Consider the following 26,340-nt stretch of genomic DNA (forward strand, 5'->3'; position numbering starts at 1 on the left):
CTGGTGTCAGGGACTGCCGGCCGAGTCGAGTTCGGTGTTCAGTCGGGCAGCGCCTTCGGGATGCCGGTCGGCGGCGTCGGGGTTGCTTCCGCGGACGGCCACCGCGCCCCCCGCGACGGCCATGGGGATCGCGACGAACACCGCGGCGGTGCGCATGCCTCCCGGCGCGGACAGGACCAGCGCGATGAGCGGGGGCCCGAAGGCCCCGCCGGACTTGCCGGCGGCCGCGGCCCAGCCGCCGGCGGTCCCCCGGATGGCCGTGGGGTAGATCTCGGCCGTGTAGGGGCCGAGGAGCGCGATGACACCGGCGGTTCCGGCGAACAGCAGTATCACGGCGGTCAGGAGGACGGGCCGGCTGCCGTCCATCCCGATGACGGCCAGGGCGAGCAGGGCGGCGACGGTGACGCCCGCGTAGACGACCATGGTGCCCCTCGCCGACCAGCGCATGTAGAGCCAGGCGGCCACCACGCAGGTGGGGATGGCCAGCAGCGACGAGATGAACAGCAGCGTGGCGGCGGACATGTCGTGCCGGTCCGCCGCCTCCAGTTGGCTCGGCAGGAAGGTGATGAAGCCCCAGTAGACGAGGCCCCAGGCGAGTGCGTAGCCGCTGACGACCAGCGTCTTCACTGTCTGGGGGTGCTTGAACAGGGTGGAGGCGGGGACGCGCACGCGCTGTGCCTGCCGGACGGTGAAGGCGGCCGATTCCGGAATCCACCGGTTCAGCGCGAACAGGATCAGGATCAGCGGAAGCTGGGCGAACCACAGGATGCGCCACCCGGTCAGCGGGACGAGTACCGCGGCCAGTCCGGCGGACGCCATGTAGCCGCCGGTGGTGGTGAGCCCGGCCTGGAGCACCATGATGGCCGCCCGGCGGCCGGGTGGCAGGCTCTCGGTCATCAGGGCGTAGACGACGGGCAGCATGCCGCCGGCCGCCATGCCCATCAGGGCGCACATGACCAGGATGCCGTTGAACGTCGGCATGGCGCCGCACACCGTCGTACCGAGAAAGAGCAGGGAAGCGATGAGGATGACGGCCCTGCGCCCGACGCGGTCCGCGGCGCGGCCTCCCACGAGTGATCCCAGCACCATGCCGCTCAGCGCCACGGTGGGCAACCAGGAGACCTCGGCGGCGCTGAGGTGGAACTCGTCCCGCATGCCGGGCTGGATGAACGCAAGCGTGGCGGGTTTCATCTGGTCCACCATCAGCGCGAAACTCAGCACGGCGATGAGGCGGTGCCGGTCCGCCGGGGTCGTCCGGGCCGGAGCGGGGTTGGCCGCGGGACCCGCTCCAGGGGGCTGCACGACCGCGAACCCGGAGATCACCACGCCCACGACGATGGCGGCCATGGCGAGCCACATCACCCACGACGTTCCCATCATGGCCATGTGGAATCCCATGGAGGCGGAGTCGACGAACATCCACAGGTGCTGGGCGACACCGGCGCAGGTGAGCGCGACACCGGTCCAGAACACCAGGGGCCGGGGTATCAGCGGGGCCGGTTGCGGGGGCAGGGTCAATTTCCCGCCCCGTTCCCTCGCCCCGGGTGGGCGACCGGACAGTGCCCGGCCCGCCGCTCCCCGAAGTGGCGGGCCGCCGGACGCTGCCGGCGGGCGTGCAGCACCATGACCGTGCCGAGCACCAGTTGGCGTACGCCCCGGGTGACGTCCTCCACCCCGTCCCGCGCCCGTACGAAGCGGCGCAGCGCGCTCAGGCGGGGCGGCTCGGGAGGCAGGCCGCGCGGAATCAGCAGACAGGGCGCCCGGTGCGGAATGGAGCGGGTGTGCGACGCCGTCGAGTCCAGCCTGAACCGGCCGAGCACCTCGCGGACCGCGGCGCGCAGCACGAGCGGCGACAGCCGCCAGGCCGGGCAGGGGCGGTTCGCCGCCACGCCGTACGGGATGTGGTGGGCGTCCTTGGCGGCCAGCCGGGACCAGCGGTCCGGGTCGAACTCGTCGGGCTGTTCGTATCCGGTGGCGTGGTAGTCGGGGTAGCTGAAGCACACCACGGAGCCGGCCGGCAGCACGGTCGTGTCGCCGAGCGGGATCTCGCCGGTGGTGATGCGGTGGGCGATGCCGAACAGCGGGTACAGCCGCATCGTCTCGTCGAGCACCTGTGTGAGGTACCGGTCGTCCTCGGGGTCCGCCGCCAGGCGCTCCTGCACCCGCGGGTGGTGGGCGAGGGCGAGCAGGACGTGTGCGGTCGCCTCGGAAAGCTGAACGACCGCCGTGTTGAAGAAGGTCCCCTGGAGGTAGTGCACCTGTTCCGACGGCGACAGGGAGGCCGGCAGCCGGTGCGCCACGTCGCCGGCCGCGACCCGGTCACGCAGATACGCCGTCAGCGCGGCCCGGCGCCGCGGATGGCGCAGACCGGTGCACTTCAGGGCGGTGATCACGTCGTTGGCGTGCGCGGTGATCAGCTCCCGGGCGCGCGGCGGGCACGGTTCCCCGAAGACCAGCTCGTAGCAGAACGCGGCCCACGCGGGCATCACCAGGTCCCGCAGCCGTACGAGGCTGATCCGGTCGTCCGGCATCGCGTCCAGCACGTCGGCGACGGCGCGGCCGGCCGCCTCCGTGAGTCCGGCCGAGCCGCCGGCGACGATGCGCCGTGTCGTGGCGGCCACGTCCTCGTAGCGCTCGCCGGGCTCCAGGTGCTCCTGGTGCACCTCGGGACCCGGCGCCAGCCAGTACCAGAACAGGTCGGACAGGCCCGCCCCCTCGCTGCGCCCGTCCGCGGCCGGGTGGGCGTAGACCCGCTCGAACACGTCCGGTCCGTGGGTGGCGTTGGGCAGGGTCACCACCCGGTCGCCGTTGACCTTCTCGAAGATGCGCACGCGCAGCGCCACCACCCCGCGCGGCAGCCACCAGGTGTCCGTCGCCGCCCTGTTCCTCACCACGTCGCACCCTTCCGGACGACCATGTCGGCCGTCAGATCGGCGTTCCGGCACCCGCCGCAGAGGGCGAGCGTGTGGTCGTACTCGTCGCGCAGCGTCGCCAGGACGTGCCGTACGCCCGCCTCCCCCTCGGCGGCCAGACCCCACAGCACGGGGCGTCCCACGCCGACGGCCGCCGCGCCCAGCGCGAGCGCCACGGCGACGTCGCTGCCCCGGCGCACCCCGCCGTCGAGCAGGACCGGCACCCGGCCCGCGACCGCGTCGGCGATCGCGGGCAGGCAGTCCACGGCCGCCGGGACCGCGTCGCACTGGCGGCCCCCGTGGTTGGAGACGATCACCCCGGCCGCGCCGTGCTCGACGGCCAGCCGCGCGTCGTCCGGATGCAGAACTCCCTTGACCAGCACGGGAAGTGAGGTGCCGCGCAGGGCCTCGGCGAAGTCCGGCCAGCGGGCCGCCGGGGACATGGGGACGGCGGTGAGCGCGCCCGGCGCGGCACCGGGCAGGTCGCGCATGTTCTCCGCGGCGTAGCCGGGCGGCAGGTCGGTGAAGCCGTTGCGCAGGTCCCTGGTGTGCCGGCCGAACACCGGCGAGTCGACGGTGACCACCAGTGCCGTGCAGCCCGCCTCCTCGGCGCGCCGGACGAGCGCCGCGGTGACCTCCGGACGGGGGTGCAGGGAGAGCTGGAACCACACGGCCGGGTCCGGGGCCGCCTCGCGCGCCGCTGCGACGACGTCGAGGACCGCGGTGGTCGCGGCCGTCCCGGTCACCAGGACGGCGCCCTCGGCCGCGGCGGCACGGGCCGTGGCCCGCTCGCCGCCCCGGTGGAACAGCCGGTGGAAGGCGGTCGGCGCGACGATCACCGGTGCCGTTCGCCGGGCGCCCGGCAGATCGACGGCGGTGTCCCGCCCCTCGCCGCCGCGCAGCACCCTCGGCAGCAGCGCGTACCGGTCGAACGCCCGCTCGTTGCCGGCGAGGACGCGCTCCTCGCCCGCGCCGCCCGCCACGTAGTCGTAGTGAACCGGGTCCAGCACCTCGCGTGCCCTCTCGTGCAGTCGGCGGACCGTCACGGCGCCACCGGGGCGGCCGGGCTGCGGTGCGCGGCGAGGAAGGCCGCCAGCGGGGCGCGGTGGACCTCCTCGCTGTCCCACTCGTTCTCCAGGTTCTCCGTGATGTGGTGCTCGGCGACGAACGCGCCGTCCCGGTACCAGCGCACGACGGGATGCAGATAGCGGCCGTCCAGGCCGGTCACGTCCTGCTGGGACTTACGGCCCGCGGTGACGTCGAAGGGGTCGACCGAGTCGTGGTCCGCCCCGTACTCCAGGGTGATCACCGCGTACGCGTCGGCCTCGCCGAAGTCTCCGGCGCGCACCGCGCCCGGCACGTGGTCGACGGGCACCTCCTCGGCGTAGCGCAGCGTGCCGTCCGGGGCGAGCAGCAGCAGGTCACCGAGGACGGCGAACTGCTGCCACAGCGCGGAGGAGCGGTTGACGCGGGCGATCACCGTGTCGACGGCCCGCTCCGTGGCGTCCCCGAGTACCGTCACCGGCCAGGGCTCGCCGTGGTGGCGCTGCCGCAGTCCCCGGTGCAGGGCCCGCACCGTGTAGCGGAAGCCGTGGATGAAGCCGGTCGTCGACTTCCTGAAGTCGCGGCCCTGCATCAGCGTGCCCGCGAAGTACAGGCCGGGCACGTTGACCGACTCGCCCAGCGGCGTCAGTGCCGGGAAGCGGCCGTCGACGATCCGCTCCGGCGTGCAGGTGTCGTCGAAGACCGAGGCGTCGAACCGGAACCCGGTCGCGACGATCACCCGGTCGTAGCGGAGTTCCTTGACCACCTCGTCGGCCCGCTCGAAGGCGACCGGGACCCGGAAGCCGTCCGCGTCCCGGTGGACGGCGAGCACCCGGCCGTCGAGGAGGGCGTTCTGCGACTTCAACTGGTAGCTGTCCAGGAAGTTGTTGTAGACGGCGCGCAGGTGTCCCACATAGTGCGTCCGCCAGGCCAGGTTCAGCGAGCCCGAGCCGACGACGTGGATGACGGCGGCGGTCTCCATCAGGTTCTCGGCCGTCTCGAAGGCGGAGTTGCCCCGACCGATGATGAGCACCCGCTGATCGGTGTAGGACTGTGGATCGGTGTCGATCGTGTCGTAGCGTTCGGCCAGCTCGACGCCCGGGATCGCCGGCAGGTTCGGCAGCGGCATTCCGGTGGCCGCCACCAGCCGCCGGGCCCGCCACGTCTTTCCGGAGTCGTCGGTGACGGTGAAGCCCTCGGCGTCGTGGTCGCGGGAGACCTTCTGGACGGCGGTGTCGTACCGCACGCGCACCCCGGTCCGGGTGGCGAAGTCCGACAGGTAGCGCACCAGGTCGTCGGCCGGCGGGAAGTAGCGAGGACTGTACCGGGTGAACAGCAGCTCCGGGTCGTCGCTCAGCAGGGAGTTCCAGTCCATCCGCAGCCGCAGCTCCGGATCGTCGTACCCGGTGTGCACCTTGTTGTTCGAGATCAGATGGCGGTGCCGGGGAAACCGCGTGAAGAACGTGCCCGGACCACTGCCGCGCTCCAGAACGACGTAGTCCGCGCCGTCCCGCTCCAGGAAGGCGGCGAGTTGCAGTCCGGCGGGCCCCGCTCCGATGATCAGATAGTCATGGGTCATGGTCCGGAAGCTATCCACCGGATTTCAGAGCGCTCTGAGATTCCCCGCCTACGTTCTTGGACGTGCTCACCACCACGGACAGCGTCTCACTCACCGTCCCTCTGGACTCCGCCGCCCTGCTCCGCGCGGCGGCACCGCTCACCGTCAGCGTGGACGAGGCCGCCCGCTCGCGCCTGGACCGCGGCCGCCGCCACTTCCACGACCTGCGGCACGGCGACGGCGGCGAGGCCCCCGCGATCTACGGCGCCACCACCGGATTCGGCGCGCTCGTGGGATACGCGGGCCGCCCCGACGAGGCCGACCAGTGCGACAACACCCTGGCACACCTCGGCGCGGGCCAGGGGCCGGACCTGCCCCAGGAGATCTGCCGCGCCGCTCTCCTGCTGCGCACCTGGTCCCTCGCCCAGGGTTTCTCCGGGGTGTCCGCCGAGGTGGTCGACCGGCTCGCCGCGATGTTCGCCACGACCTTCGTGCCCGCCGTCCCCCGCTACGGCTCCGTCGGGGCGAGCGGAGACCTGATTCCGCTCGCCTACGCCACCCAGGCACTGCGCGGCCGGGGACACGCCTATGTGGACGGCCGCCGCATGCCGGCCGACGCGGCGCTGACCGCCGCCGGGCTGCGCCCGCTCGCCCTGGACGGCCGGGATGCCCTCGCCCTCGTCAACGGCACCTCCGTCACCACCGCGGCCACGGCGCTGGCCCACGACGCCGTCCGCGCGGCGCACCGCTCACTCATGGCCCTCACCTGTCTGCTGGCCGACCTCCTCGGCTGCGACCCCGGCTTCCTCGACGAGGACCTGCTGCGCGCCTACGGCCACACCGGCGCGATCGACGTCGGCGCGCACATGCGGCGGACCCTCACCGGAACCACTCCTTCCGGCACCCGGCCGCTGCAGGAGCCGTACAGCATTCGCTGCTCGCCGCAACTGCTCGGCGCGGCCGAGGACGCGCTGCGCTACGTCGAGGGCGTGGTCGCCGCGGATCTCACCGGCGTCAGCGACAACCCGCTGTTCTTTTACGACGACGCGGAGAACGGGACGGCGGAGAGCGGGACGGCGGAGAAGGGGATGTCGGGGAAAGGGACGGCAGGGAAAGGGACGTCGGGGAAGGGCAAGGTGGTGCACGGCGGGAACTTCTTCGGCCAGCCCGCCGCGTTCGCGGCCGACCTGCTCGCCTCCGTGACCGCCCAGTTGGGCAACCTCGCCGAACGCCAGCTCGACCTGCTGATGGACCCCGCACGCAACGGTGGCCTGCCGCCGATGCTCGCGACCGTGCCGGGCGCCCAGCACGGCCTGCAGGGTGTGCAGTTGGCCACCACCGCGTTCGTGGCGGAGATCCGCCGGGCCGCGACACCGGCCGGTATGCAGAGCCTGCCGACGAACCTGCACAACCAGGACGTCGTACCGTTCGGGACCCAGGCGGCCCTGCGCTCCTACGACATGGCGGAACTGCTCGGTCTGCTGTGCGGCTCGCTCGCACTCGGTCTGCGCCAGACCGTCCATGTCGGCGCCCGGCGTCCCACCGCTCCCGAGTGCGCCGAACTCCTCGACGCCCTCATCGACCTGATTCCGCCCGTTGATCCGGACCGTCCGCTGGACGCGGATGTACGCGCTGCGGCACGCCTGCTCGCCACCCGCGAGCTGCCCCGACAGGACCCGCCGGGCCAGGGCCGGGCCTCGGGCCGCACTCCGGAAAGGTGATGGTGAAGCGGGCGCCGCTCCCCGGTCGGCCCTCTGCGGCGACCGTGCCGCCGTGGTGCGTGACGACCTCCCTCAGCAGCGCGAGCCCCAGCCCGTACCGACCGCCGTCCCCGGCCCGGTGGAAGCGTTGGAACAGCCGTTCCGCCCCGGCGAGATCGAAGCCGGGCCCGGTGTCCGAGACGGACAGCCCGACCGAGCCGCCGGAGCGGGTCACGCTCACCTCGATCCGCCCGCCCGCGGGGGTGTGGGTGATCGCGTTGGACAGCAGTTCACCGACGGCGCGGCGCAGCGCGGACTCGACACCGTCGACGGACAGCGGAGGCGGCGGGCTCTCCACGACGACGGTGAGGCGTCCCTCCCGCGCCCGGTCGGACTCCTCGGCGACCACCGACCGGGCCAACTCCACGAGATCGACCGGCCGGTGCTCCGACCGCCGGGCCGGGCCCGTCGCGAGACTGGCCGACAGCAGCAGGTCGTCCAGCACGTCGCCGAGCCGCCCGACCGAACCGACCAGCCGGACCAGCCCTTCACGATGCGGGCCGGGCAGCTCTTCGGCGTCCGCCTGCCGCACCAACACCTGTGCCCGCGTGTACACCAGGGTGAGCGGGGTGCGCAGCTCGTGGCTGGCGTCGGTGACGAACCGCCGCTGCCGGGCGAGCGCCTCGGCCAGCGGCGCCACGGCCCGGCGCCCGAGGACCGCCCCGGTGACGGCCGCGGCGAGCAGCCCCACCAACTCGGCGACGCCCAGCGCGGTCCACAGGTGGTCCCGGTCGGCCAGTTGGAAGCGCATGTCGAACACCGCCTGCACAGGCTTCCCGCCCGCCCGGAGCTGCGTACGCACCAGATACTGCGTGTGGTTGCGCCGTACGGTGCGCTCCACGGGCTCGTGGGTCCGCAGCACCCGGTCCACGTCGGCCCGTACCGGGAACCCGGCGGGGGCGTTCGCCAGCGGAGTGGCGCCGGGCGCGTACAGCCAGGTGCACACGGGCGGGCTCGACAGATCGCCGTATGCCGCGCCGTAGCGCAGCTCCCGCCACACCTGGTCGTTCTGCGCTCCCACCATCACCGTGTGCGAGACACCACCGGCGACCGTGATCAGCAGCGTGATGATCACCCCGGTGATCACGGCGATCCGCAGCCGCGCCCTGCGCACCGCCGCCCACTCCGCGTCCGCCGACGACTTCACAACGCCCCCAGGCGGTAACCGACTCCGCGGACCGTGCGGACGATCTGCCGGCCCAGCTTGCGGCGCAGGTAGTAGACGTAGGTGTCGACGAGGGACGAGGCGGACGCCTCCTCGAACACCGTCCGGCGCAGTTGCTCTCGCGAGTGCACGGTCTCCGGGTGCGAGGCGAGCACCCACAGCAGCTCGAACTCGCGGGCCGCGAGGGTGATCCGCTCACCGTCTGCCAGCCCGACCTCCCGGTGACCGACGTACAGATGTCCCGAGCCGATCCTCAGCACGTCGGTGCCGTCGAGCGCCCGGCGGCACAACGCCCTTAATCGAGCGCTGAGTTCGTCCAGGGAGAACGGCTTCGCCAGGTAGTCGTCGGCGCCGGCGTCCAGCCCGTCGACCCGGTCGTGCACGGTGCCCATCGCGGTGAGCAGCAGCACAGGTGTGCGGACCGCGCCGGCCCGCAGCCGGCCCAGCAGGTCGATGCCGTCCAGCGCCGGCAGACGCCGGTCGAGGACGAGCACGTCGTACCGCCGGGTGAGGCCGAAATGCAGGCCCCGGTGACCGTCGGCCGCCACGTCGACCGCGTACCCCTCTTCCCGCAGCACTTCGGAGAGCATGCCGGCCAGTTCCCGGTCGTCCTCGACGAGCAACAGCCGCCACGGATCCCGCGTACGCCTCTGGTTCACCGTCTCAGTCTCCTCACCCCTCCCCGCAACACCAGTCAACGCCGTTGTACGCTACGGGGTTCCCGGTCGGGAGGGGCGCGTGAACTCTCGGCTACCCGAGGAACGACAACCGCACCTGGCGGTCGGGGTTGGAGATGTTCGTGTCCACCAGGCACACCGACTGCCAGGTTCCGAGTTCCAGCCGGCCGTCGATCACCGGCAGCGTCGCGTGCGGCGGTACGAACGCGGGCAGGACGTGGTCGCGGCCGTGCCCGGGGCTGCCGTGGCGGTGCTGCCAGCGGTCGTCGGACGGAAGCAGGGTGTGCAGGGCGGACAGCAGGTCGTCGTCGCTGCCGGCGCCGGTCTCGATGATCGCGATCCCGGCGGTGGCGTGCGGGACGAAGACGTTGAGGAGGCCGTCGCGGCCGGCCGCCGCCTCGCGCAGGAAGGCCTCGCAGTCGCCGGTGATGTCGGCGACCCGCTCCGCCGAGCCGGTGGCGAGGTCGAGGACTCGGGTGGTGAAGGCATCTGGCATGCCCCCCATCCTGGCACCGGGGGAAGATCGGGGCCTCCCGCGCCGTTGGTAGAAGCGTGAACAACACACGCGAGGTCGAGCACGAGGTCGAGCGCGAGGTCGAGGTCGTCGTCATCGGGGCCGGTCAGGCCGGGCTCGCCGCCGCCTACCACCTGCGGCGCACCGGGTTCGAGCCGGAGCGCGACTTCGTGGTGCTCGACCACTCCCCCGGGCCCGGCGGCGCCTGGCAGTTCCGCTGGCCGTCGCTGACGTACGGCAAGGTGCACGGGATGCACGCACTGCCGGGCATGGAGCTGACCGGCGCGGATCCGGCGCGGCCGTCCGCCGAGGTCGTGGGTGAGTACTTCGCGGCCTACGAGCGGACCTTCGACCTGCGGGTACGCCGGCCGGTCGACGTCCGCGCCGTACGGGAGGGGGCGGACGGGCGGCTGCTCGTCGAGACGTCGGCCGGGGCGTGGTCGACGCGTGCGCTGATCAACGCGACCGGCACCTGGGACCGGCCCTTCTGGCCGCGCTACGCGGGGCAGGAGACCTTCCGGGGGCGGCAGTTGCACACCGCGGGGTACGCGGGTCCCGAGGAGTTCGCCGGGCAGCGCGTGATCGTGGTGGGCGCAGGCGCCTCGGGGACGCAGCACCTGCTGGAGATCGCCCCGTACGCCGCGGCCACCACGTGGGTGACCAGGAGGCCTCCCGTCTTCCGCGAGGGTCCCTTCGACGAGGACGCGGGCCGGGCGGCGGTGGCGCTGGTGGAGGAACGGGTGCGGCAGGGGCTGCCGCCGAGGAGCGTCGTGTCGGTGACCGGGCTGCCGCTGAACGACGCGATCCGGGCCGGTCTGGATTCGGGTGTCCTGGACCGGCAGCCCATGTTCGACCGGATCACCCCCGAAGGGGTGGAGTGGAGCGACGGGCGGCGGGTGGCCGCCGACGTCATCCTGTGGGCGACCGGTTTCCGGGCGGCCATCGACCACCTGAGGCCGCTGCGGCTGCGGGAGGCGGGTGGCGGTATCCGCGTGGAGGGGACACGCGCGGTCGCCGACCCGCGGATCCACCTCGTCGGCTACGGGCCCTCGGCCAGCACCATCGGCGCCAACCGGGCGGGCCGCGCGGCCGTGCGGGACATCAGGCGGCTGCTGGCCGACGTGGAGCCGGTCGCCGCGTGACGCCCCGGCCGGTCACTTGGCGGCCTTCGCGTCGGCCTCCGGTTCCGCCTCCGACTCGGCCTTCTTCGAGGCGCTCTGCTGGAGGCGGTTGAACTCGGCCACGTTGCGCTGGTGTTCGGCGTAGTCGGCGGTGAAGCGGGTGTCGCCCGGCTTGACCGTGACGAAGTACAGCCAGTCACCCGGGGTCGGGTCGATCGCGGCGCCCATCGCCTCGTCGCCCGGGTTGGCGATGGGGGTGGGCGGCAGTCCCATGCGCTGGTACGAGTTGTACGGGCTGTCGATCTTCGTGTCCTTGGTGGTGGTCTTCAGGGTGGAACGGCCCAGGGCGTAGTTGATGGTGGAGTCCATCTGCAGCGGCATGCCGCGCTCCAGCCGGTTGAAGATCACCCGGGCCACCTTGCCCATGTCCTCCTTGGTGGCGGCCTCCGCCTGCACGATGCTGGCGATGGTGACCGCCTGGTAGACGTTCAGGGCGTTGCGCTGGGCGCCCGCGGCGACCGGCGCGCCGGTGAACTCCTTGTTCGCCTTGTCGACCATGGCGTTCAGCAGCTTCTCCGGGGTCGGGTGCTCACCGAGCGGATAGGTCGCCGGGTAGAGATAGCCCTCGGGGTTGCCCTCGGCGTCGTTGGGCAGTTTGAGGTTGGCCTTGGCCAGGGACTTCTTGGTGGTGCCCGCGGGCAGGGCGAGGACCTTGTCGACCGCCCCGTAGACCTGGGTCGCGCGCCAGCCCTCCGGGACGACCAGGGACGTGGGGCGGGACTCGCCCTCGTCGTCCGGCATCAGCAGCGGCACCGCCACGGCGGTACCGGCCACGACGGCGCCGGTCGCGATCAGGGCGATACGGCCCCGGCGCGTCAGTCGGATCGTTCTCCTGGGGCTCCTGGGGCCTCTGGCGCCCTTCGCGCTCCTGGCGCTCCTCGCGCTCCGTGGCGGAGTGTTCGTCTGCATGCGGGCACGGTAACCCCCATTTGCCGACAAACCCGGCATATCGTCATCTTGTCGGCTCCAGTCGGGCGTTCCGGCGGACCAGCGCGGCATACCTCCCGTCCTGCGCCAGCAGTGCCTCGTGCGTGCCCTGTTCGGCCAGGCGTCCGGAGTCGAGCACCACGATCCGGTCGGCGTCCTGGACGGTGGACAGGCGGTGGGCGATGGTGATCGTGGTGCGGTTGGCCGACAGGGCGTCGATGGCGTCCTGCACGGCGGCCTCGGTACGGGTGTCCAGGGCGCTGGTCGCCTCGTCGAGGACGAGGACGGGCGGGTCGCGCAGGATGGTGCGGGCGATGGCCAGGCGCTGCTTCTCGCCACCGGAGAAGCGGTGGCCGCGCTCGCCGACCACCGTGTCGTAGCCGTCGGGCAGGGCGGCGATGTGGTCGTGGATCTGGGCCGCTCCCGCCGCCGCCGCCAGTTCCGCGTCGGTGGCGTCCGGCTTGGCGAAGCGCAGGTTCTCGGCGACCGAGGCGTGGAAGAGGTACGTCTCCTGCGAGACGACGCCGACGGCGCGGGCGAGGGTGTCGAAGTCGAGGTCGCGCACGTCGACCCCGTCGAGGGTGACCCGGCCGCCCGTCACGTCGTACAGCCGCGGCACCAGGTGACCGAGGGTGGACTTGCCGGCGCCGGTGGGACCGACGACGGCGAGGCTGCTGCCGGCCGGGACGGTGATGTCGATGCCGTCGAGCACCAGGCCGCCCTTGCCGTCGTAGCCGAAGCCGACGTTCTCGAAGCGGACCTCGCCCTTGATGTGGTCGAGGTGGACGGGGTCCTCCCGCTCGGTGATGTCGATCGGCAGGTCGAGGTACTCGAAGATGCGCTGGAAGAGCGCGAGCGAGGTCTGGATCTGGACGCCGGTCGACAGCAGGCTCACGGCCGGGCGGAACAGCCCCTGCTGGAGCGAGACGAAGGCGACGATCGTGCCGAGGGAGACGTCGGGGCCGCCGACCTGCAGGGCGATGCCCGCGGTCCAGTAGATGACGGCCGGCATGGCGGCCATGACGATCGTGATGACGGCCATCCGCCAGCGGCCCGCCATGTTCGACCTCACTTCCAGGTCGACCAGGCCTTCGGACTCGTCCGCGAAGGCGCGGGTGAGCGAGTCGGACCGGCCCATGGTGCGGCCGAGCAGGATGCCGCTGACGGAGAGCGACTCGGTGACCGTCGCGGCCATCGCGGCCATCTGCTTCTGGCGCCGGGTGGTGATCTTCCTGCGTTCCCGGCCGACGCGCCGGCTGATCCACACGAACACCGGGAGCAGGAGCAGCGAGACGACGGTGAGCCGCCAGTCGAGGACGACCATGGCGACGATCGTGGCGATCACGCTGGTGAGGTTGGAGACCAGGGAGGTCGCCGTGGAGGTGACGGTGGCCTGCATGCCGCCGATGTCGTTGGCGATGCGGGACTGGACCTCGCCGGTACGGGTGCGGGTGAAGAAGGCGAGGGACATCTGCTGCAGCCGGCCGTAGACGGCGGTGCGCAGGTCGTGCATGACGCGCTGGCCGACGGTCGTGGAGATCAGCGTCTGCAGCACGCCGAAGACGCTGGTGAGGACCGCGCCGAAGATCATGCCGAGGGCCAGCAGGCTCAGCAGGCCCGTGCGCCCCTCGGGGATCGCGACGTCGAGGACCTCCCGCAGCAGGAAGGGCGTGGCGACCGACACCAGGGACGCGGCGCCGACCAGCAGGCCGACGACCGCGAGGCGGGCGCGGTAGGGACGGAACAGCTTCAGGATGCGGCGCACCTGCCGGGGCTGTTCCTTGGCGTCGGCGGGTGCGCTCCAGGCGGATTCGCGATCGGGGTGCATGGGCTCCTTCGGAGGGGGGCGAGGGGAGACCCACGAGAGCTGCGGAGGGCGGGCCTCGGGGAACCGCCGCAGGTTCTCGCGGACCTTACGGATCATAGGTCATTGTTACCTATACTCACAATGAACGTCATCCTGATATTGTTCCCGTATGACCGCCCCCGATCCCGACGGCCTGCTCGCCGAGCAGTTGCTGCGGCTCACCCGCCGCGTGCACCGCATCCAGAAGCGTCATCTCGAGCACCGCGACCTCGGCATCACACCGGCCCAGTCCCGGCTGCTGCGCACGCTGGCGCACTACGGCTCGCCCCCTCGTATGGCAGATCTGGCCGAGCGCCTGGAGGTCGTGCCCCGGGCGGTGACGACACTGGTCGACGGTCTTGAGGCGGCCGGGAAGGTGCGTCGCGCCCCGGATCCCGCCAACCGCCGGGTCATCCGGATCGAGCTGACCGACGACGGGCGCGCGGCCCTGCGGGAACTGCGCGGCGCGCGCCGGTCCGCCGCGGAGGAGATCCTGGCGCCGCTGACGGACGAGCAGCGCGGGGTGCTCGGCGGACTGCTGGACACGCTGATCGACGGGCCCGACGCCGGGCCGTGCCGTCGGAAGGCGTGATCCGAAGGGCCCGGGGTCAGGCCTTCAGGTCCGCTCTGTCACCCATCACCACCACGGGGTGCCGGTCCGGGTCGAGCGTGCGCAGCAGGTACTCCATCGCCGGCTTGGGCAGGCTGACGCAGGCCGACGTACCGCTGCCGTGGTCCATGTGCAGCCAGATCGAACCGCCCTTGGACGTGCCTTCGGGGCGGGTCGGGTCGTTCGGCGGGGTGCCCTTGACCCGGTTGTAGTCGATGGCGATGACGTAGTCGAAGTCGTGCCAGTACGACTTGGCCCACCACCGCGGTGCGGCGAAGGCCGCGGACCGGCTGTACGGCAGTCCGCTGCCGGGGGCCGGATCCGGGTCCGGGAGCACGCCGCCGGCGTCGCTGAGCGTGAACACGCCGACGGGGGTGCGCTTGTCGTTCTCGTGGTGGTCGGTCGTCCACCCCTTCGTGCCGTTGTGCGCCGCCCAACTGCGGGCGCGGTGCCAGGCGGAGCCCTGCTTCGTGTAGAGCACGACGGTGGAGTCGGCGGAATCCCTCCCGTCGCCGTACACCGCGACGACCTGCCGTGAGCCGGCGGGGATGCGCCCCTGGAGCCGGTCGCCGACACCGGGGATCCTTGTCGGGTCGGCGGTGGCACTGCTCCGGCCCGCCCCGCCGGGGGGTCCGCTCCCTCCGGAGTCCGTGCCGTGCCCCGACGGGCCGCCGCACGCGGACAGCGCCGTCACCGCCAGCAGGGATCCAAGGGCCGCCATCGCGACCGCCGTACGCCGTCCACCACCACTTCCCATCCGTCCATCGTCGCACCCGCCGCGGGACCGGATTCGTACCCCACCGCGGAAAACCGCTTGATTTTGGGCATGCGGCGACGCGAACCTTTCACGGTTTGCAGTCTCTTGATGCCGCATCGCGACGGCACCCCCTGACACGAGCCACTGGGACGTCATGCAGATCCAAGACCTTCCGTATCCCGACCCGGGCGTGCCGGACGCACGCTCGGGCCCCCGATTCCTGTGGTGGCTGTTCCGCAACCAACTGGGCGGACAACTCAAGTCGCTGGCCTGGGGCCTGCTGCACTTCGGCTCCGTCTCCGCCCTGCCGTTCTGCGTCGGGCTCGCCATCCAGGCCGTCGTCGACCGTTCCGGTACGCGGCTCGCCCTCGCGGGCGGCGTCATGGTGCTGTGCTGCGTCGGCAACGCGATCGGCGACACCTTCCTGCACCGCGCCGCCATCACCAACTGGATCACCGCCGCGGCCCGCGTCCAGCAACTCCTGGCCCGCAAGACCGCGCTGCTGGGCTCGGCGCTGACCCGTCGTGTCGCGGCCGGCGAGGTCGTGGCCGTGTCGACCGGCGACGTCGAGAAGATCGGCTGGTTCGTGGAGGCCGTCTCCCGCTTCACCGCGGCCGCGCTCACCATCGTTCTGGTCTGCGTGGCGCTGGTCGTCTACGAGCCGGCGCTCGGCGTCGTCGTGATCGTGGGCCTGCCGGTGCTGGCCCTCGCCGTACTGCCCCTGCTGCCCCGGGCCACCCGGCGGGCCGACGTCCAGCGCGACAAGGCCGGCCGCGCCACCGAACTCGCCTCGGACACCGTCGCCGGCCTGCGCGTGCTGCGCGGCATCGGCGGCGAGGAACTCTTCCTCGACCGCTACCGCGGCGCCTCCCAGGAGGTGCGCCACGCGGCCGTGCGCAGCGCCCGTATGTGGTCCCTGATCTCGGCGATCCAGGTGCTGCTGCCGGGGCTGCTGCTGATCGCGGTGGTCTGGCACGGAGTCCACCTGGCCCGCGAGGGCCGCATCGGCGTCGGCGAACTCGTCACCGTCTACAGCTCCGTCATGATCCTCACCTACCCGCTGCGGCACTTCGAGGAGATCGCCATGGCGTACTCCTTCTCCCGGCCCTCGGCCAAACGGGCCGCGCGGGTGCTGGCTCTGGAACGGGCGACGGACACCGCGGGCTCGCGCGGCGCCGAGGCCCCCGCCGGGGACCTGTACGACCCGGCCACCGGTCTCCTGGCGTCGGCGGGCCGGTTCACCGCCGTGGTGTGCGGTGACCCGGACGCGGCCGGGCGCCTGGCGGAGCGGCTGGGCGGGCACCCCTCTCAGAAGGGCACGTCGGCCCTGCTGGGCGGGGTGCCGCTGGACGAGCTGCCGCTGAAGTCCGCGCGCACCGCCGTCCTGGTGCAGGACAAGGACCCGGTGCTGCTCTCCGGCACGCTGCGCGAACTGCTGGACGTGCCGGCGTCCGGCGCCGTCCTCGCCGAGGACGCGCTGGCCGCCGCCCAGTGCGACGACGTACTGGCAGCCCTCGCGCAGGGCTCGCTGGGCGCCGAGGACCCGATGGAAGCCCGCATCACCGAGCGGGGCCGGTCGCTGTCCGGCGGCCAGCGCCAGCGGCTCGCACTGGCCCGGTCCCTGATCACCGATCCGGAGGCACTCGTCCTGGACGAACCGACCTCGGCCGTGGACTCCCACACCGAGGCGCGGATCGCGGAAGGTGTGCGGGCACTGCGCGCGGGGCGCACCACGGTGGTGTTCACCTCGTCGCCGCTGCTGCTGGACCGCGCGGACCGGATCGTGTTCCTGCACGACGGCGACGTCGCCGCGGTCGGCGCCCACCGGGAACTGCTGCACACCGAGCCCCGGTACCGGGCGGTGGTGACCCGCGAGACCGACGAGGAGACCGCGACCGCGGGGCGCCCCGAGCGCGTACCGGCCGGGAGCGAGGCGACGAAGTCCCTGACCGGCGACGGCCGCGACGACGACCGTGACGGCGCCCTGAGCGACGACGCCGTACTGCACCGACTGGAAGAGATCGAGGAGACGGCATGATCGGCGTCGCGCCCCCGTCCTACGACCCGGCGGCACCCACGACGGCGAGCACCCTGCCCGTCGGCGCCCACGCGACCGTACGCGCGTACGCGGGCGAGCTGCTGCGCCGGCACCGTCGGGCGTTCCTCTTCCTCGTCTCCGTCAACACCGTCGCCGTGATCGCCTCGATGGCGGGCCCCTACCTGCTGGGCGGGCTCGTGGAACGGGTCTCGGACGACGCGCGCGAACTGCACCTGGGCCCGACCGTCGCGTTCTTCGTGCTCGCCCTCGTCGTGCAGGCCGTGTTCGTACGCGAGGTACGACTGCGGGGGGCCATGCTCGGCGAGCGGATGCTGGCCGATCTGCGCGAGGACTTCCTCGTGCGGTCGGTCGGACTGCCGCCCGGCGTCCTCGAACGGGCCGGCACGGGTGACCTGCTCTCCCGGATCACCACGGACATCGACCGGCTCGCCAACGCCATGCGCGAGGCCGTGCCGCAGCTCGCGATCGGTGCCGTGTGGGTGGTGCTGCTGCTCGGCGGGCTGGTGGTGACGGCACCGCCGCTGGCGCCGGCGGTGCTGATCGCGGTGCCACTGCTGGTGATCGGCTGCCGCTGGTACTTCCGGCGGGCGCCCTCCGCCTACCGCTCGGAGGCCGCCGGGTACGCCGCGGTGGCCGCCGCGCTCGCCGAGACCGTGGACGCCGGGCGCACCGTCGAGTCCCACCGCCTCGACGCGCGTCGCATCGAACTGTCGGAGCGCCGGATCAGGGAGTGGACGGCCTGGGAGCGCTACACGCTCTGGCTGCGCTCCGTGCTCTTCCCGGTCATCAACGTCACCCATGTGACCGTGCTCGCCTCCGTCCTGCTCGTCGGTGGTGTGTTCGTCCTCCAGGGCTGGATCGGGGTCGGTCAGCTCACCACGGCCGCGCTGATCGCGCAGATGCTCGTCGACCCGGTCGGCATCATCCTGCGCTGGTACGACGAGCTGCAGGTGGCCCAGGTCTCCCTGGCCCGGCTGGTGGGCGTGCGGGACATCGAGCCGGACGCCGGTGACCCCGTGCTGGCCCCCGACGGACGGCACGTGCACGCCGACCGCGTGCACTTCGGCTACCTCGAGGGCGTGGACGTCCTGCGCAAGGTGTCGCTGGAGGTCGCCCCCGGCACCAGGCTCGCCCTGGTCGGCCCCTCGGGTGCGGGCAAGTCCACGCTGGGCAGGCTGCTGGCCGGCATCTACGGCCCCCGCGAGGGCCGGATCACCCTGGGCGGCGCGGAGCTGTCCCGGATGTCCGCCGAACGGGTCCGCTCGCACGTCGCCCTCGTCAACCAGGAACACCACGTCTTCGTGGGCTCCCTGCGCGACAACCTCCGCCTCGCCAGGACCGGCGCCACCGACGCCGAGCTGTGGGCGGCGCTGGGCGCGGTCGACGCGGACGACTGGTCCCGCGCTCTCGACGGGGGTCTGGACACCGAGGTCGGCTCGGGCGGCTTCGCGCTCACTCCGGCGCAGGCGCAGCAGATCGCACTGGCCCGTCTGGTGCTGGCCGACCCGCACACCCTGGTGCTGGACGAGGCGACGTCCCTGCTCGACCCGCGGGCCGCGCGCCACCTCGAACGGTCCCTGGCCCGGGTCCTGGACGGCCGGACGGTGATCGCGATCGCCCATCGCCTGCACACCGCCCACGACGCGGACGTCATCGCCGTGGTCGAGAACGGCCGGATCAGCGAGCTGGGCGGCCACGACGAGCTCGTCGCGGCGGACGGCGCCTACGCGGCGCTGTGGCGGTCCTGGCACGGGTGAGCAGGTGGCCCTCTTCGGCGGTGGGACACCGGGCCTAGAACCGGGCACATCCGGCCGCGTACAGGGGGTGGACGCGTCACCGGCGGCCGGCCGGTGGGCGAGGGACGGGGGAGCTGGTGAAGCGGGAGGGACAGGCGTGGCGGGGATCCCCACGGGCGTGGCGGGTACCCCGGCGGGGTCCGTGCCGTTGCGCGGTCCCGAACGGGAGTGGAAGGGTGGGAGGAGGCACCGGTTCGAGGTGGGCCCGGGAACCGCGCGGTTCCGCGACGGGTCAGGCCTGTGCCCCGTGCGGCGGCGGCCCGCCGCCGTGCACGGCGAGAAGGGGCCGGTCCCCACCCCCTGGAGGTACCCGTGAACAGCGCCGACGGATGGGGAGATGACGTCTACCAGCCCGACGGATCCGAGCAGCGGGAGGACACCGGGCTCCTCGACGGCGAGGACACCCTCGAGGAGGACGGTGTCGACGATCCCCTCGACCGGGGCTGGTCCCCGCCCGAGCGCCCCTGGGCGGTGGAGCACACCGGTGTGACGGCCGCCGAACGGCACCGGGGCGAAACGCTGGACCAGCGGCTCGCCGAGGAGCGGCCGGACCAGCTCGCGCCCGACGGCGACGGACTGGGCGACTCCGACGGCACCGACGGGGAACTGCTGGACAACGAGGTCGGCGCGGACCGTTCCGGCCGGCTCGTGGCGCCCGACGAAGGGGCACACGAGGACGAGGAGTCGGCGCTGGTCGCCATGGACGTGGGCATCGACGGCGCGGCCGCCTCCGCCGAGGAGGCCGCGATGCACGTCGTCGACGAGGACTCCCTGCCCGGCTGACGCCACCCGCGACGACAGGCCCGCGTCGTCGCTCCAATGATCCGTGCCGTACGAGGAGCAGCCATGCAGCAGGACAAGCACCCCGACTACCGGCCCGTCGTCTTCCGTGACCGCACTGCCGGGTACGCCTTCCTCACCCGGTCCACCGCGATCAGCGACCGGACGATCGCGTGGGACGACGGCGAGACCTACCCGGTGGTGGACGTGGAGATCTCCTCGGAGAGCCACCCCTTCTACACGGGCAAGGCGCGAACGGTGGACTCGGAGGGACGCGTCGCCCGCTTCGAGCGGCGTTACGGCGCGGGCGAAGGGCAGGACGCCGGGGAAGCCGGCTGAGCGGACGGGGTCCGCGTCCCTCAGATGACGTTGAGTGCCGCCGCGCAGCCCACTCCCCCGAGCAGCATGAACACCGGCATCAGCACCTTCAGCTCCACCCAGCTGCCCGCCCGGAACCGCATGACCTTCGGCGGGCCGATGGGGTACCACCGCTTGCGGCCCACCGGTATCGGCCAGAGTATGGGGCAGCCCGAGACGGTCAGCGCGTCCCCGATGTCGTGCACCAGCGCGCCGAGCACGATCGGCAGCCCCAGCCACAGGTACTCCTGGCCCGGCGCGGTGAACAGCCAGTCGGCGCCGCCGTCCGGCTTGTCCAGTATCCCGGCGAGGATCCACGCGCTGGTCCCCGCCAGCAGCCAGACCAGCACGTCGCTGCTGGAGCCGCGGGTGGCCCGCCAGAGCAGGCCCTCGATGGCGAGCACCATGTGTACGAAGAGGATCGCCAGGACCGCCCAGCGGCCGCCCGTGATGGCCAGCGCCGAGGTGCCTGCGCCGATCAGGACCGCCCACAGCCAGGTGTGCGTCAGTGTGCGGTGTCCGCCGGAGCGGCGCGGGTCGCCCCGCTTCCTCGTGCCCTTGTAGACGGCGGCGGACAGCTTGTCGACGATCTCGCACAGGCCCCGTGAGACCGGTCCGAAGGCCCGGGAGATGGTGGCCGCCTTGTGGTCGAGGTCCGGGGCGAGCGCCGCTCCGGCGCAGATCAGGGCTCCGGCGAGCAGCACCGGCCAGGGCATCGGGTGTCCCGCGGCGGCGGTCGCCGCTCCGACGCCGAGCCAGGCCGCGGCCCCCGAAAGTGAGTGTGCTGGTCCCATCATCGCCGCTGCCCGCCCCATTCCTCGTGTGCCGCTGTGCAGTTGTCCGTGTCCGCTGTTGCCTCGTCGACGACCCAGCGTAGCGTTCGTGATCTTCACGCGGACAGCCGATTCCCCCCTCGCGGCCCGGGGCAGGCAAGATGGGGGCGTGACCCTCATCGATCAGCTGCCGCGGACCGCCGACCCCGACGCCCTGTACGAAGCCTTCGAGGCGTGGGCCCAGGAACGCGGTCTCACGCTCTACTCCCATCAGGAGGAGGCGCTGATCGAGGTGGTCTCCGGCGCGAACGTGATCGTGTCGACGCCCACCGGGTCCGGCAAGAGCATGATCGCTGCGGGCGCCCACTTCGCCGCCCTGGCCCGGGACGAGGTCACTTTCTACACAGCTCCGATCAAGGCCCTGGTGTCGGAGAAGTTCTTCGAGCTGTGCAAGATGTTCGGCACGGAGAACGTCGGCATGCTGACCGGTGACGCCTCCGTGAACGCCGACGCCCCCGTCATCTGCTGCACCGCCGAGGTCCTGGCGTCGATCGCGCTGCGTGACGGCAAGCACGCGGACATCGGCCAGGTGGTCATGGACGAGTTCCACTTCTACGCGGAGCCGGACCGCGGCTGGGCCTGGCAGATCCCGCTGCTGGAACTGCCGCATGCCCAGTTCGTCCTGATGTCGGCGACGCTCGGTGACGTCTCGTTCTTCGAGAAGGACCTCGCGCGCCGCACCGGCCGTCCCACCGCGGTGGTCCGCTCGGCCACCCGTCCCGTGCCGCTCTCCTACGAGTACCGCTACACACCGCTGACCGAGACGCTCACCGATCTGCTGGCGGCCCGGCAGGCCCCCGTCTACATCGTGCACTTCACCCAGGCGCAGGCCGTGGAGCGGGCGCAGGCGCTGATGAGCATCAACATGTGCACGCGCGAGGAGAAGGAGCGGATCGCCGAGCTGATCGGCAACTTCCGCTTCACCACGAAGTTCGGCCGCAACCTGTCCCGCTACGTCCGGCACGGCATCGGGGTCCACCACGCCGGCATGCTGCCCAAGTACCGGCGACTGGTGGAGAAGCTCGCGCAGGCGGGTCTGCTGAAGGTGATCTGCGGGACGGACACGCTCGGCGTGGGCGTCAACGTGCCCATCCGGACCGTGCTGTTCACGGCTCTTTCCAAGTACGACGGCACCCGGGTCCGCACGCTGAGGGCCCGGGAGTTCCACCAGATCGCCGGCCGGGCCGGACGTGCCGGGTTCGACACCGAGGGCTTCGTCGTCGCCCAGGCGCCCGAGCACGTCGTCGAGAACGAGAAGGCGCTCGCGAAGGCCGGTGACGACCCGAAGAAGCGGCGGAAGGTCGTCCGCAAGAAGGCGCCCGAGGGCTTCGTGGCCTGGTCGGAGAGCACGTTCGAGAAGCTCATCGGTTCCGAGCCCGAGCCGCTGATGTCCCGCTTCCGGGTCACGCACACCATGCTCTTGTCGGTGATCGCCCGCCCCGGCAACGCCTTCGCCGCGATGCGGCACCTGCTGGAGGACAACCACGAGCCGCGCAAGCAGCAGCTCAGGCACATCCGGCGGGCGATCGCCATCTACCGCTCGCTGCTGGACGGCGGCATCGTGGAGAAGCTCGACCAGCCGGACGCCGAGGGGCGCATCGTGCGTCTCACGGTCGATCTCCAGCAGGACTTCGCGCTCAACCAGCCGCTGTCCACGTTCGCCCTGGCCGCCTTCGAGCTGCTGGACCCGGAGTCGCCGTCGTACGCGCTGGACATGGTGTCGGTCGTGGAGTCCACGCTGGACGACCCGCGGCAGATTCTCGCCGCCCAGCAGAACAAGGCGCGCGGTGAGGCCGTGGCCGCGATGAAGGCGGACGGTGTCGAGTACGAGGAGCGCATGGAGCGCCTCCAGGACATCACGTACCCGAGGCCCCTGGAGGAGCTGCTCTTCCACGCCTACGACACGTACCGCAGGAGCCACCCCTGGGTCGGTGACCATCCGCTGTCCCCCAAGTCGGTCATCCGTGACATGTACGAGCGGGCGCTGACCTTCACGGAGCTGGTCTCCCACTACGAACTGGCCCGCACCGAGGGCATCGTGCTGCGCTACCTGGCGAGCGCCTACAAGGCCCTCGACCACACCGTGCCGGACGACCTGAAGTCCGAGGACCTGCAGGATCTGATCGAGTGGCTCGGCGAGATGGTGCGGCAGGTCGACTCCAGCCTCCTCGACGAGTGGGAGCAGCTCGCCAACCCGGAGGAGATGACCGCCGAGGAGGCTCAGGAGAAGGCGGACCAGGTACGCCCGGTCACCGCCAACGCGCGCGCCTTCCGTGTGCTGGTCCGCAACGCCATGTTCCGCCGTGTCGAGCTCGCCGCCCTCGACCACGTCGGTGAGCTGGGCGAGATGGACTCCGACGCCGACTGGGACGCCGACGCGTGGGGCGAGGCCATGGACAAGTACTGGGACGAGTACGACGACCTCGGCACCGGCCCCGACGCCCGCGGTCCGAAGCTGCTGATCATCGAGGAGGAGCCGCAGGACGCGCTGTGGCGCGTGCGGCAGATCTTCGACGACCCGAACGACGACCACGACTGGGGCATCAGCGCGGAGGTCGACCTCACGGCCTCCGACGCGGAGGGCCGTGCGATCGTCCGCGTCACCGATGTCGGCCAGTTGTGAGCACAGGAGAACCCCAACGATGACGAATCCGGCCGAGAGCCTCGTCGCCCTGCTCGACCTGGAGCAGATCGAGGTCAACATCTTCCGTGGCCGCAGCCCCGAGGAGTCGCTGCAGCGGGTCTTCGGCGGCCAGGTGGCCGGCCAGGCACTGGTCGCCGCGGGCCGCACCACCGACGGAGACCGCCCCGTGCACTCGCTGCACGCGTACTTCCTGCGTCCCGGACGCCCCGGCGTGCCGATCGTGTACCAGGTCGAACGGGACCGGGACGGACGGTCGTTCACGACCCGCCGGGTCACCGCCGTGCAGCAGGGCCGCACGATCTTCACGCTCACCGCCTCCTTTCACAAGCCTGAGCAGGGGAGTTTCGAGCACCAGCTCCCGCCGGCCCGCAAGGTCCCGGATCCCGAATCCCTGCCGACGGTCAGCGACGAGGTGCGGGAGCACCTGGGCGCGCTGCCGGAGCAGTTGGAGCGGATGGCCCGTCGTCAGCCCTTCGACATCCGCTACGTCGACCGCCTGCGCTGGAGTGCCGAGGACGTCAAGGGCGCCGAACCCCGCAGCGCCGTGTGGATGCGCGCGGTCGGGCCGCTGGGCGACGACCCCCTCGTGCACACCTGCGCCCTGACCTACGCCAGCGACATGACGCTCCTGGACGCCGTGCGCATCCCGGTGGAGCCCCTTTGGGGTCCTCGGGGTTTCGACATGGCGTCGCTGGACCACGCCATGTGGTTCCACCGTCCGTTCCGGGCGGACGAGTGGTTCCTGTACGACCAGGAGTCGCCGATCGCGACCGGTGGGCGCGGTCTGGCCCGCGGGCGGATCTACGACACGGAAGGGCGCATGCTGGTCTCCGTCGTCCAGGAAGGGCTCTTCAGGGCCCTGTAGAGGACCCTGAAGGTCAGGAGTCTCCGCGCCACAGCCGGCCCAGCATGCCTCGGAACCCTCCGGGCTGCTCCGACGCCCGGTGGCCGGGTGCGTCCGGTGCCGCCGGTACCGGACGCCGCTCGTGGTCCCTCGGTGCGGGACGTGGCGCGGGACGGTGCCGGCGGGCGGTCTCCAGCGCCTCGGCCAGGTCCGTCCTGAGCCAGTCGACCTCGTCCGCGTCGGTCGCCGTCATGATCTCCTCGGCACGTTGAGAGGCCGGGGAGCCGGGTGCGGTGTGGGCCGGCCGCACCGGGCGGAACCGGTTCAGGCAGGACCGTTCGTAGGGGTCGACGACGATCTCCGAGACCTCGACCGGGTCGAGGAGTGATGCCACCGCGGCGGCCCGGGCCCACGGGTCGTCGGCCTTGCGGAGCAGGAACCCCAGATGCCGGCCACGCCAGTTGCGCGAGCGGAGGTCCAGGCCCTCCGTCAACTGGTCTCGCAGCCCTTCGGGCGTGCGGCCCCTCAGCAGCGCGGCGTTCTTCTCGTCGGCCGCGAACTGCCGTAGCTCTTCGGCCAGGTACAGCCAGACGACGGCTCGATAGCGGTTGAGGTAGAAGTGCACGGGCACCAGCAGTCCCAGCCGTGCCAGGCGGGTGAACCGGGCACCGCTCACTTCCATCAGGGCCGCGCCCGCTGTGGTGCCAACGGCCCTGACACTGTCCCGGAGTGCTTCGGGGAACCCCTCCCCCGCCCGGATCCGCTCGATCTCGTCCCGGGCGACGCGTCGGCCGCCTCCCCCTTCGTCGGGTACGGTGCGGACACGGCCGAGGTGTACGGCGAGGTCGAACTCACTGCGTTTGAGTCCGAGTTCCCGTGCCGCGCGGCTCGGGGCGAGCGAGGTGCCGCGGCCGGTGGCGCCGACGGCGCGTCGCTGCTCGGTGGTGGCGGTGATCTCGTGCGTGATGATGTCGCCGGACATGGTCGTCTCCCCCGTGGAGTGTGCGGCCGGCGCCGTCCGCGCCCGCCTGACACAAAAACCGTAGCGTCGATCGCGACATGCGTGGCAAGCCTGTGGAAAACTCCGCGGTCCGTCTCGTGGGAGCGATGAATGACCAGGTCAGGGCTCCTCTGTGGGTGATATCCGTCCCGGCTGCCGGGCATCGACGTCGAGGTGCTCACCCACTCGGTTCACGAGCAGCGTCATCTCGTACGCGATCTGTCCGATGTCGGTCTCCGCGCCGCTGAGCACGCACAGGCAACTGCCCGAGCCGGCGGCGGTGACGAACAGCACGGCGTCGTCGAACTCGACCATCGTCTGCCGTACCTGACCGGCGCCGAAGTGGCGGCCGGAGCCCTTGGCGAGGCTGTGCAGTCCGGACGAGACGGCGGCGAGGTGCTCGGCGTCCTCGCGTCGCAGACCCGTACTGGCTCCGGTCACCAGCCCGTCGTTGGACAGGACCAACGCATGCCGTACGTGTTCGACGCGCGCGGTCAGGTCGTCAAGCAGCCAGCCGAGTCCCTGGTTCTGCACCATGATCCGATCTCCCCGTGTCTCCCCGTACGTGTTGCCTCCCCCTGGCCGGGGGACCCGTCAGCCAGCCTTCACCACGCCCGTGCTCCGGGCAAGGAGGATGGGGGCATGGCACAGAAGATGACCGATGAGGAATGGCGGGCGTTCGTCTCGGGCGGCACCCGCACCGGCAAGCTCTCGACCGTTCGGGCGGACGGCAGCCCGCATGTGGCGCCGATCTGGTTCCTGCTGGACGGGGACGACGTGGTGTTCAACACCGGCAAGGACACCGTGAAGGGGCGCAATCTGGCCCGTGACGGCCGGATCGCGCTGTGTGTGGACGACGACCGGCCGCCCTTCGGCTTCGTCGTGTTGCAGGGGCGTGCGCGGATCTCGGAGGACCTCGCCGAACTCCGGCACTGGGCCGCCCGGCTCGGCGCCCGGTACATGGGTGAGGAACGCGCCGAGGAGTTCGGCGCGCGCAACGGCGTCCCGGGCGAACTCCTCGTCCGTGTCCCCGTGGACAAGGTCCTGGCCCTGAAGTCCGTGGCGGACTGAGACCG

At 72.0% G+C, this 26,340-nt stretch carries 22 protein-coding genes and 1 pseudogene; 10 read left to right on the forward strand and 13 right to left on the reverse strand.

Going from position 1 to position 26,340, the window contains the following annotated elements; all coding sequences use genetic code 11:
* Window positions 1–6: 6 nt before the first annotated feature.
* The 4 genes from KUM40_RS31075 to KUM40_RS31090 are packed head-to-tail and all read right to left on the reverse strand — an operon-like array spanning window position 7 to window position 5,535.
* Window positions 7–1,518, reverse strand: a complete 1,512-nt coding sequence (locus KUM40_RS31075; RefSeq protein WP_217169525.1) for an MFS transporter — start codon at window positions 1,516–1,518, stop codon at window positions 7–9.
* On the reverse strand, window positions 1,515–2,894 hold the full coding sequence (locus tag KUM40_RS31080) for a cytochrome P450 (RefSeq protein WP_217169526.1): 1,380 nt from the start codon (window positions 2,892–2,894) through the stop codon (window positions 1,515–1,517). Before KUM40_RS31080 ends, KUM40_RS31075 begins: the two co-directional genes overlap by 4 nt.
* Window positions 2,888–3,958 (reverse strand): alpha-hydroxy acid oxidase, encoded by a 1,071-nt coding sequence (locus KUM40_RS31085; protein ID WP_217169527.1) that lies wholly within the window; start codon window positions 3,956–3,958, stop codon window positions 2,888–2,890. The genes KUM40_RS31080 and KUM40_RS31085 overlap by 7 nt, the downstream gene beginning before the upstream one ends.
* Entirely contained in the window at window positions 3,955–5,535 is a 1,581-nt protein-coding gene (locus KUM40_RS31090) for an NAD(P)-binding domain-containing protein (RefSeq protein WP_217169528.1), read from the reverse strand. The genes KUM40_RS31085 and KUM40_RS31090 overlap by 4 nt, the downstream gene beginning before the upstream one ends.
* Before the next feature lie 62 nt (window positions 5,536–5,597).
* Here KUM40_RS31090 and KUM40_RS31095 point away from each other — a divergent pair, with 62 nt between their 5' ends.
* Window positions 5,598–7,235, forward strand: coding sequence for an aromatic amino acid ammonia-lyase (locus KUM40_RS31095; protein ID WP_308401274.1), 1,638 nt, complete (start codon window positions 5,598–5,600; stop codon window positions 7,233–7,235).
* A gap of 46 nt (window positions 7,236–7,281) precedes the next feature.
* Here KUM40_RS31095 and KUM40_RS41755 read toward each other — a convergent pair.
* From KUM40_RS41755 to KUM40_RS31110, 3 genes and pseudogenes are all read right to left on the reverse strand, one after another.
* Window positions 7,282–8,298 (reverse strand): annotated as a pseudogene (locus tag KUM40_RS41755) (sensor histidine kinase); the annotation flags it as partial.
* A 119-nt stretch (window positions 8,299–8,417) separates the two neighbouring features.
* Window positions 8,418–9,098 (reverse strand): response regulator transcription factor, encoded by a 681-nt coding sequence (locus KUM40_RS31105; RefSeq protein WP_217169529.1) that lies wholly within the window; start codon window positions 9,096–9,098, stop codon window positions 8,418–8,420.
* Window positions 9,099–9,189: 91 nt separating this feature from the next.
* The gene (locus tag KUM40_RS31110; protein ID WP_217169530.1) at window positions 9,190–9,612 is read right to left on the reverse strand and encodes a secondary thiamine-phosphate synthase enzyme YjbQ; all 423 of its coding nucleotides are present in this window, start codon (window positions 9,610–9,612) and stop codon (window positions 9,190–9,192) included.
* A 56-nt stretch (window positions 9,613–9,668) separates the two neighbouring features.
* Between KUM40_RS31110 and KUM40_RS31115 the strand changes: the two genes are divergently transcribed.
* Window positions 9,669–10,772, forward strand: coding sequence for an NAD(P)-binding domain-containing protein (locus KUM40_RS31115; protein WP_217169531.1), 1,104 nt, complete (start codon window positions 9,669–9,671; stop codon window positions 10,770–10,772).
* 12 nt (window positions 10,773–10,784) lie between these two features.
* On the opposite strand, the gene mltG is transcribed toward KUM40_RS31115, so the two are convergent.
* Together mltG and KUM40_RS31125 are read right to left on the reverse strand one after the other, a co-directional pair.
* Window positions 10,785–11,720, reverse strand: a complete 936-nt coding sequence (gene mltG / locus KUM40_RS31120) for an endolytic transglycosylase MltG (protein WP_374227440.1) — start codon at window positions 11,718–11,720, stop codon at window positions 10,785–10,787.
* A gap of 43 nt (window positions 11,721–11,763) precedes the next feature.
* Window positions 11,764–13,566 carry an ABC transporter ATP-binding protein gene (locus KUM40_RS31125; protein ID WP_217169532.1) on the reverse strand — a complete coding sequence of 601 codons (1,803 nt, stop codon included), beginning with the start codon at window positions 13,564–13,566 and terminating at the stop codon, window positions 11,764–11,766.
* A gap of 148 nt (window positions 13,567–13,714) precedes the next feature.
* On the opposite strand from KUM40_RS31125, the gene KUM40_RS31130 reads away from it, so the two are divergent.
* A complete protein-coding gene (locus KUM40_RS31130) occupies window positions 13,715–14,176 on the forward strand; it encodes a MarR family winged helix-turn-helix transcriptional regulator (RefSeq protein WP_217169533.1) in 462 nt (153 codons plus the stop codon).
* A gap of 16 nt (window positions 14,177–14,192) precedes the next feature.
* On the opposite strand, the gene KUM40_RS31135 is transcribed toward KUM40_RS31130, so the two are convergent.
* A complete protein-coding gene (locus KUM40_RS31135; RefSeq protein WP_217169534.1) occupies window positions 14,193–14,951 on the reverse strand; it encodes a L,D-transpeptidase family protein in 759 nt (252 codons plus the stop codon).
* A gap of 154 nt (window positions 14,952–15,105) precedes the next feature.
* Here KUM40_RS31135 and KUM40_RS31140 point away from each other — a divergent pair, with 154 nt between their 5' ends.
* The 4 genes from KUM40_RS31140 (at window position 15,106) to KUM40_RS31155 (ending at window position 19,925) form a co-directional block, all read left to right on the forward strand.
* Complete coding sequence (locus tag KUM40_RS31140) at window positions 15,106–16,989, forward strand: ABC transporter ATP-binding protein (protein WP_217169535.1); 1,884 nt, start codon at window positions 15,106–15,108, stop codon at window positions 16,987–16,989.
* Entirely contained in the window at window positions 16,986–18,767 is a 1,782-nt protein-coding gene (locus KUM40_RS31145; protein ID WP_217169536.1) for an ABC transporter ATP-binding protein, read from the forward strand. Before KUM40_RS31140 ends, KUM40_RS31145 begins: the two co-directional genes overlap by 4 nt.
* 351 nt (window positions 18,768–19,118) lie before the next feature.
* On the forward strand, window positions 19,119–19,589 hold the full coding sequence (locus KUM40_RS31150) for a DUF5709 domain-containing protein (RefSeq protein ID WP_217169537.1): 471 nt from the start codon (window positions 19,119–19,121) through the stop codon (window positions 19,587–19,589).
* 63 nt (window positions 19,590–19,652) lie between these two features.
* Window positions 19,653–19,925, forward strand: coding sequence for a type B 50S ribosomal protein L31 (locus KUM40_RS31155; RefSeq protein WP_217169538.1), 273 nt, complete (start codon window positions 19,653–19,655; stop codon window positions 19,923–19,925).
* A gap of 20 nt (window positions 19,926–19,945) precedes the next feature.
* On the opposite strand, the gene KUM40_RS31160 is transcribed toward KUM40_RS31155, so the two are convergent.
* The gene (locus KUM40_RS31160) at window positions 19,946–20,740 is read right to left on the reverse strand and encodes a metal-dependent hydrolase (protein WP_217169539.1); all 795 of its coding nucleotides are present in this window, start codon (window positions 20,738–20,740) and stop codon (window positions 19,946–19,948) included.
* A 145-nt stretch (window positions 20,741–20,885) separates the two neighbouring features.
* Between KUM40_RS31160 and KUM40_RS31165 the strand changes: the two genes are divergently transcribed.
* Both KUM40_RS31165 and KUM40_RS31170 read left to right on the forward strand, forming a co-directional pair.
* Window positions 20,886–23,399, forward strand: coding sequence for an RNA helicase (locus KUM40_RS31165; protein ID WP_217169540.1), 2,514 nt, complete (start codon window positions 20,886–20,888; stop codon window positions 23,397–23,399).
* A 19-nt stretch (window positions 23,400–23,418) separates the two neighbouring features.
* Window positions 23,419–24,285, forward strand: coding sequence for an acyl-CoA thioesterase II (locus KUM40_RS31170; RefSeq protein WP_217169541.1), 867 nt, complete (start codon window positions 23,419–23,421; stop codon window positions 24,283–24,285).
* Between the two features lie 13 nt (window positions 24,286–24,298).
* Here KUM40_RS31170 and KUM40_RS31175 read toward each other — a convergent pair whose 3' ends face one another.
* The gene (locus KUM40_RS31175; RefSeq protein WP_217169542.1) at window positions 24,299–25,246 is read right to left on the reverse strand and encodes a DUF6397 family protein; all 948 of its coding nucleotides are present in this window, start codon (window positions 25,244–25,246) and stop codon (window positions 24,299–24,301) included.
* A 138-nt stretch (window positions 25,247–25,384) separates the two neighbouring features.
* Window positions 25,385–25,801: a roadblock/LC7 domain-containing protein gene (locus KUM40_RS31180; protein WP_217169543.1), complete on the reverse strand. Its 417-nt coding sequence runs from the start codon at window positions 25,799–25,801 to the stop codon at window positions 25,385–25,387.
* Window positions 25,802–25,906: 105 nt separating this feature from the next.
* Here KUM40_RS31180 and KUM40_RS31185 point away from each other — a divergent pair, with 105 nt between their 5' ends.
* Window positions 25,907–26,335 carry a PPOX class F420-dependent oxidoreductase gene (locus KUM40_RS31185; protein ID WP_217169544.1) on the forward strand — a complete coding sequence of 143 codons (429 nt, stop codon included), beginning with the start codon at window positions 25,907–25,909 and terminating at the stop codon, window positions 26,333–26,335.
* Window positions 26,336–26,340: the final 5 nt, after the last annotated feature.

The organism is Streptomyces sp. AC512_CC834 (assembly GCF_019049325.1).
In the GTDB taxonomy this organism is placed as follows: Bacteria; Actinomycetota; Actinomycetes; order Streptomycetales; family Streptomycetaceae; genus Streptomyces.

Bases quoted from the DNA above. Each gene is read 5' to 3' on its own strand.
- KUM40_RS31090 (WP_217169528.1), bottom strand. From the start codon at position 5,535: ATGACCCATGACTATCTGATCATCGGAGCGGGGCCCGCCGGACTGCAA.
- KUM40_RS31110 (WP_217169530.1), bottom strand. From the start codon at position 9,612: ATGCCAGATGCCTTCACCACCCGAGTCCTCGACCTCGCCACCGGCTCG.
- mltG (WP_374227440.1), bottom strand. From the start codon at position 11,720: ATGCAGACGAACACTCCGCCACGGAGCGCGAGGAGCGCCAGGAGCGCG.
- KUM40_RS31125 (WP_217169532.1), bottom strand. From the start codon at position 13,566: ATGCACCCCGATCGCGAATCCGCCTGGAGCGCACCCGCCGACGCCAAG.
- KUM40_RS31130 (WP_217169533.1), top strand. From the start codon at position 13,715: ATGACCGCCCCCGATCCCGACGGCCTGCTCGCCGAGCAGTTGCTGCGG.
- KUM40_RS31135 (WP_217169534.1), bottom strand. From the start codon at position 14,951: ATGGGAAGTGGTGGTGGACGGCGTACGGCGGTCGCGATGGCGGCCCTT.
- KUM40_RS31140 (WP_217169535.1), top strand. From the start codon at position 15,106: ATGCAGATCCAAGACCTTCCGTATCCCGACCCGGGCGTGCCGGACGCA.
- KUM40_RS31145 (WP_217169536.1), top strand. From the start codon at position 16,986: ATGATCGGCGTCGCGCCCCCGTCCTACGACCCGGCGGCACCCACGACG.
- KUM40_RS31155 (WP_217169538.1), top strand. From the start codon at position 19,653: ATGCAGCAGGACAAGCACCCCGACTACCGGCCCGTCGTCTTCCGTGAC.
- KUM40_RS31160 (WP_217169539.1), bottom strand. From the start codon at position 20,740: ATGATGGGACCAGCACACTCACTTTCGGGGGCCGCGGCCTGGCTCGGC.
- KUM40_RS31170 (WP_217169541.1), top strand. From the start codon at position 23,419: ATGACGAATCCGGCCGAGAGCCTCGTCGCCCTGCTCGACCTGGAGCAG.
- KUM40_RS31175 (WP_217169542.1), bottom strand. From the start codon at position 25,246: ATGTCCGGCGACATCATCACGCACGAGATCACCGCCACCACCGAGCAG.
- KUM40_RS31180 (WP_217169543.1), bottom strand. From the start codon at position 25,801: ATGGTGCAGAACCAGGGACTCGGCTGGCTGCTTGACGACCTGACCGCG.
- KUM40_RS31185 (WP_217169544.1), top strand. From the start codon at position 25,907: ATGGCACAGAAGATGACCGATGAGGAATGGCGGGCGTTCGTCTCGGGC.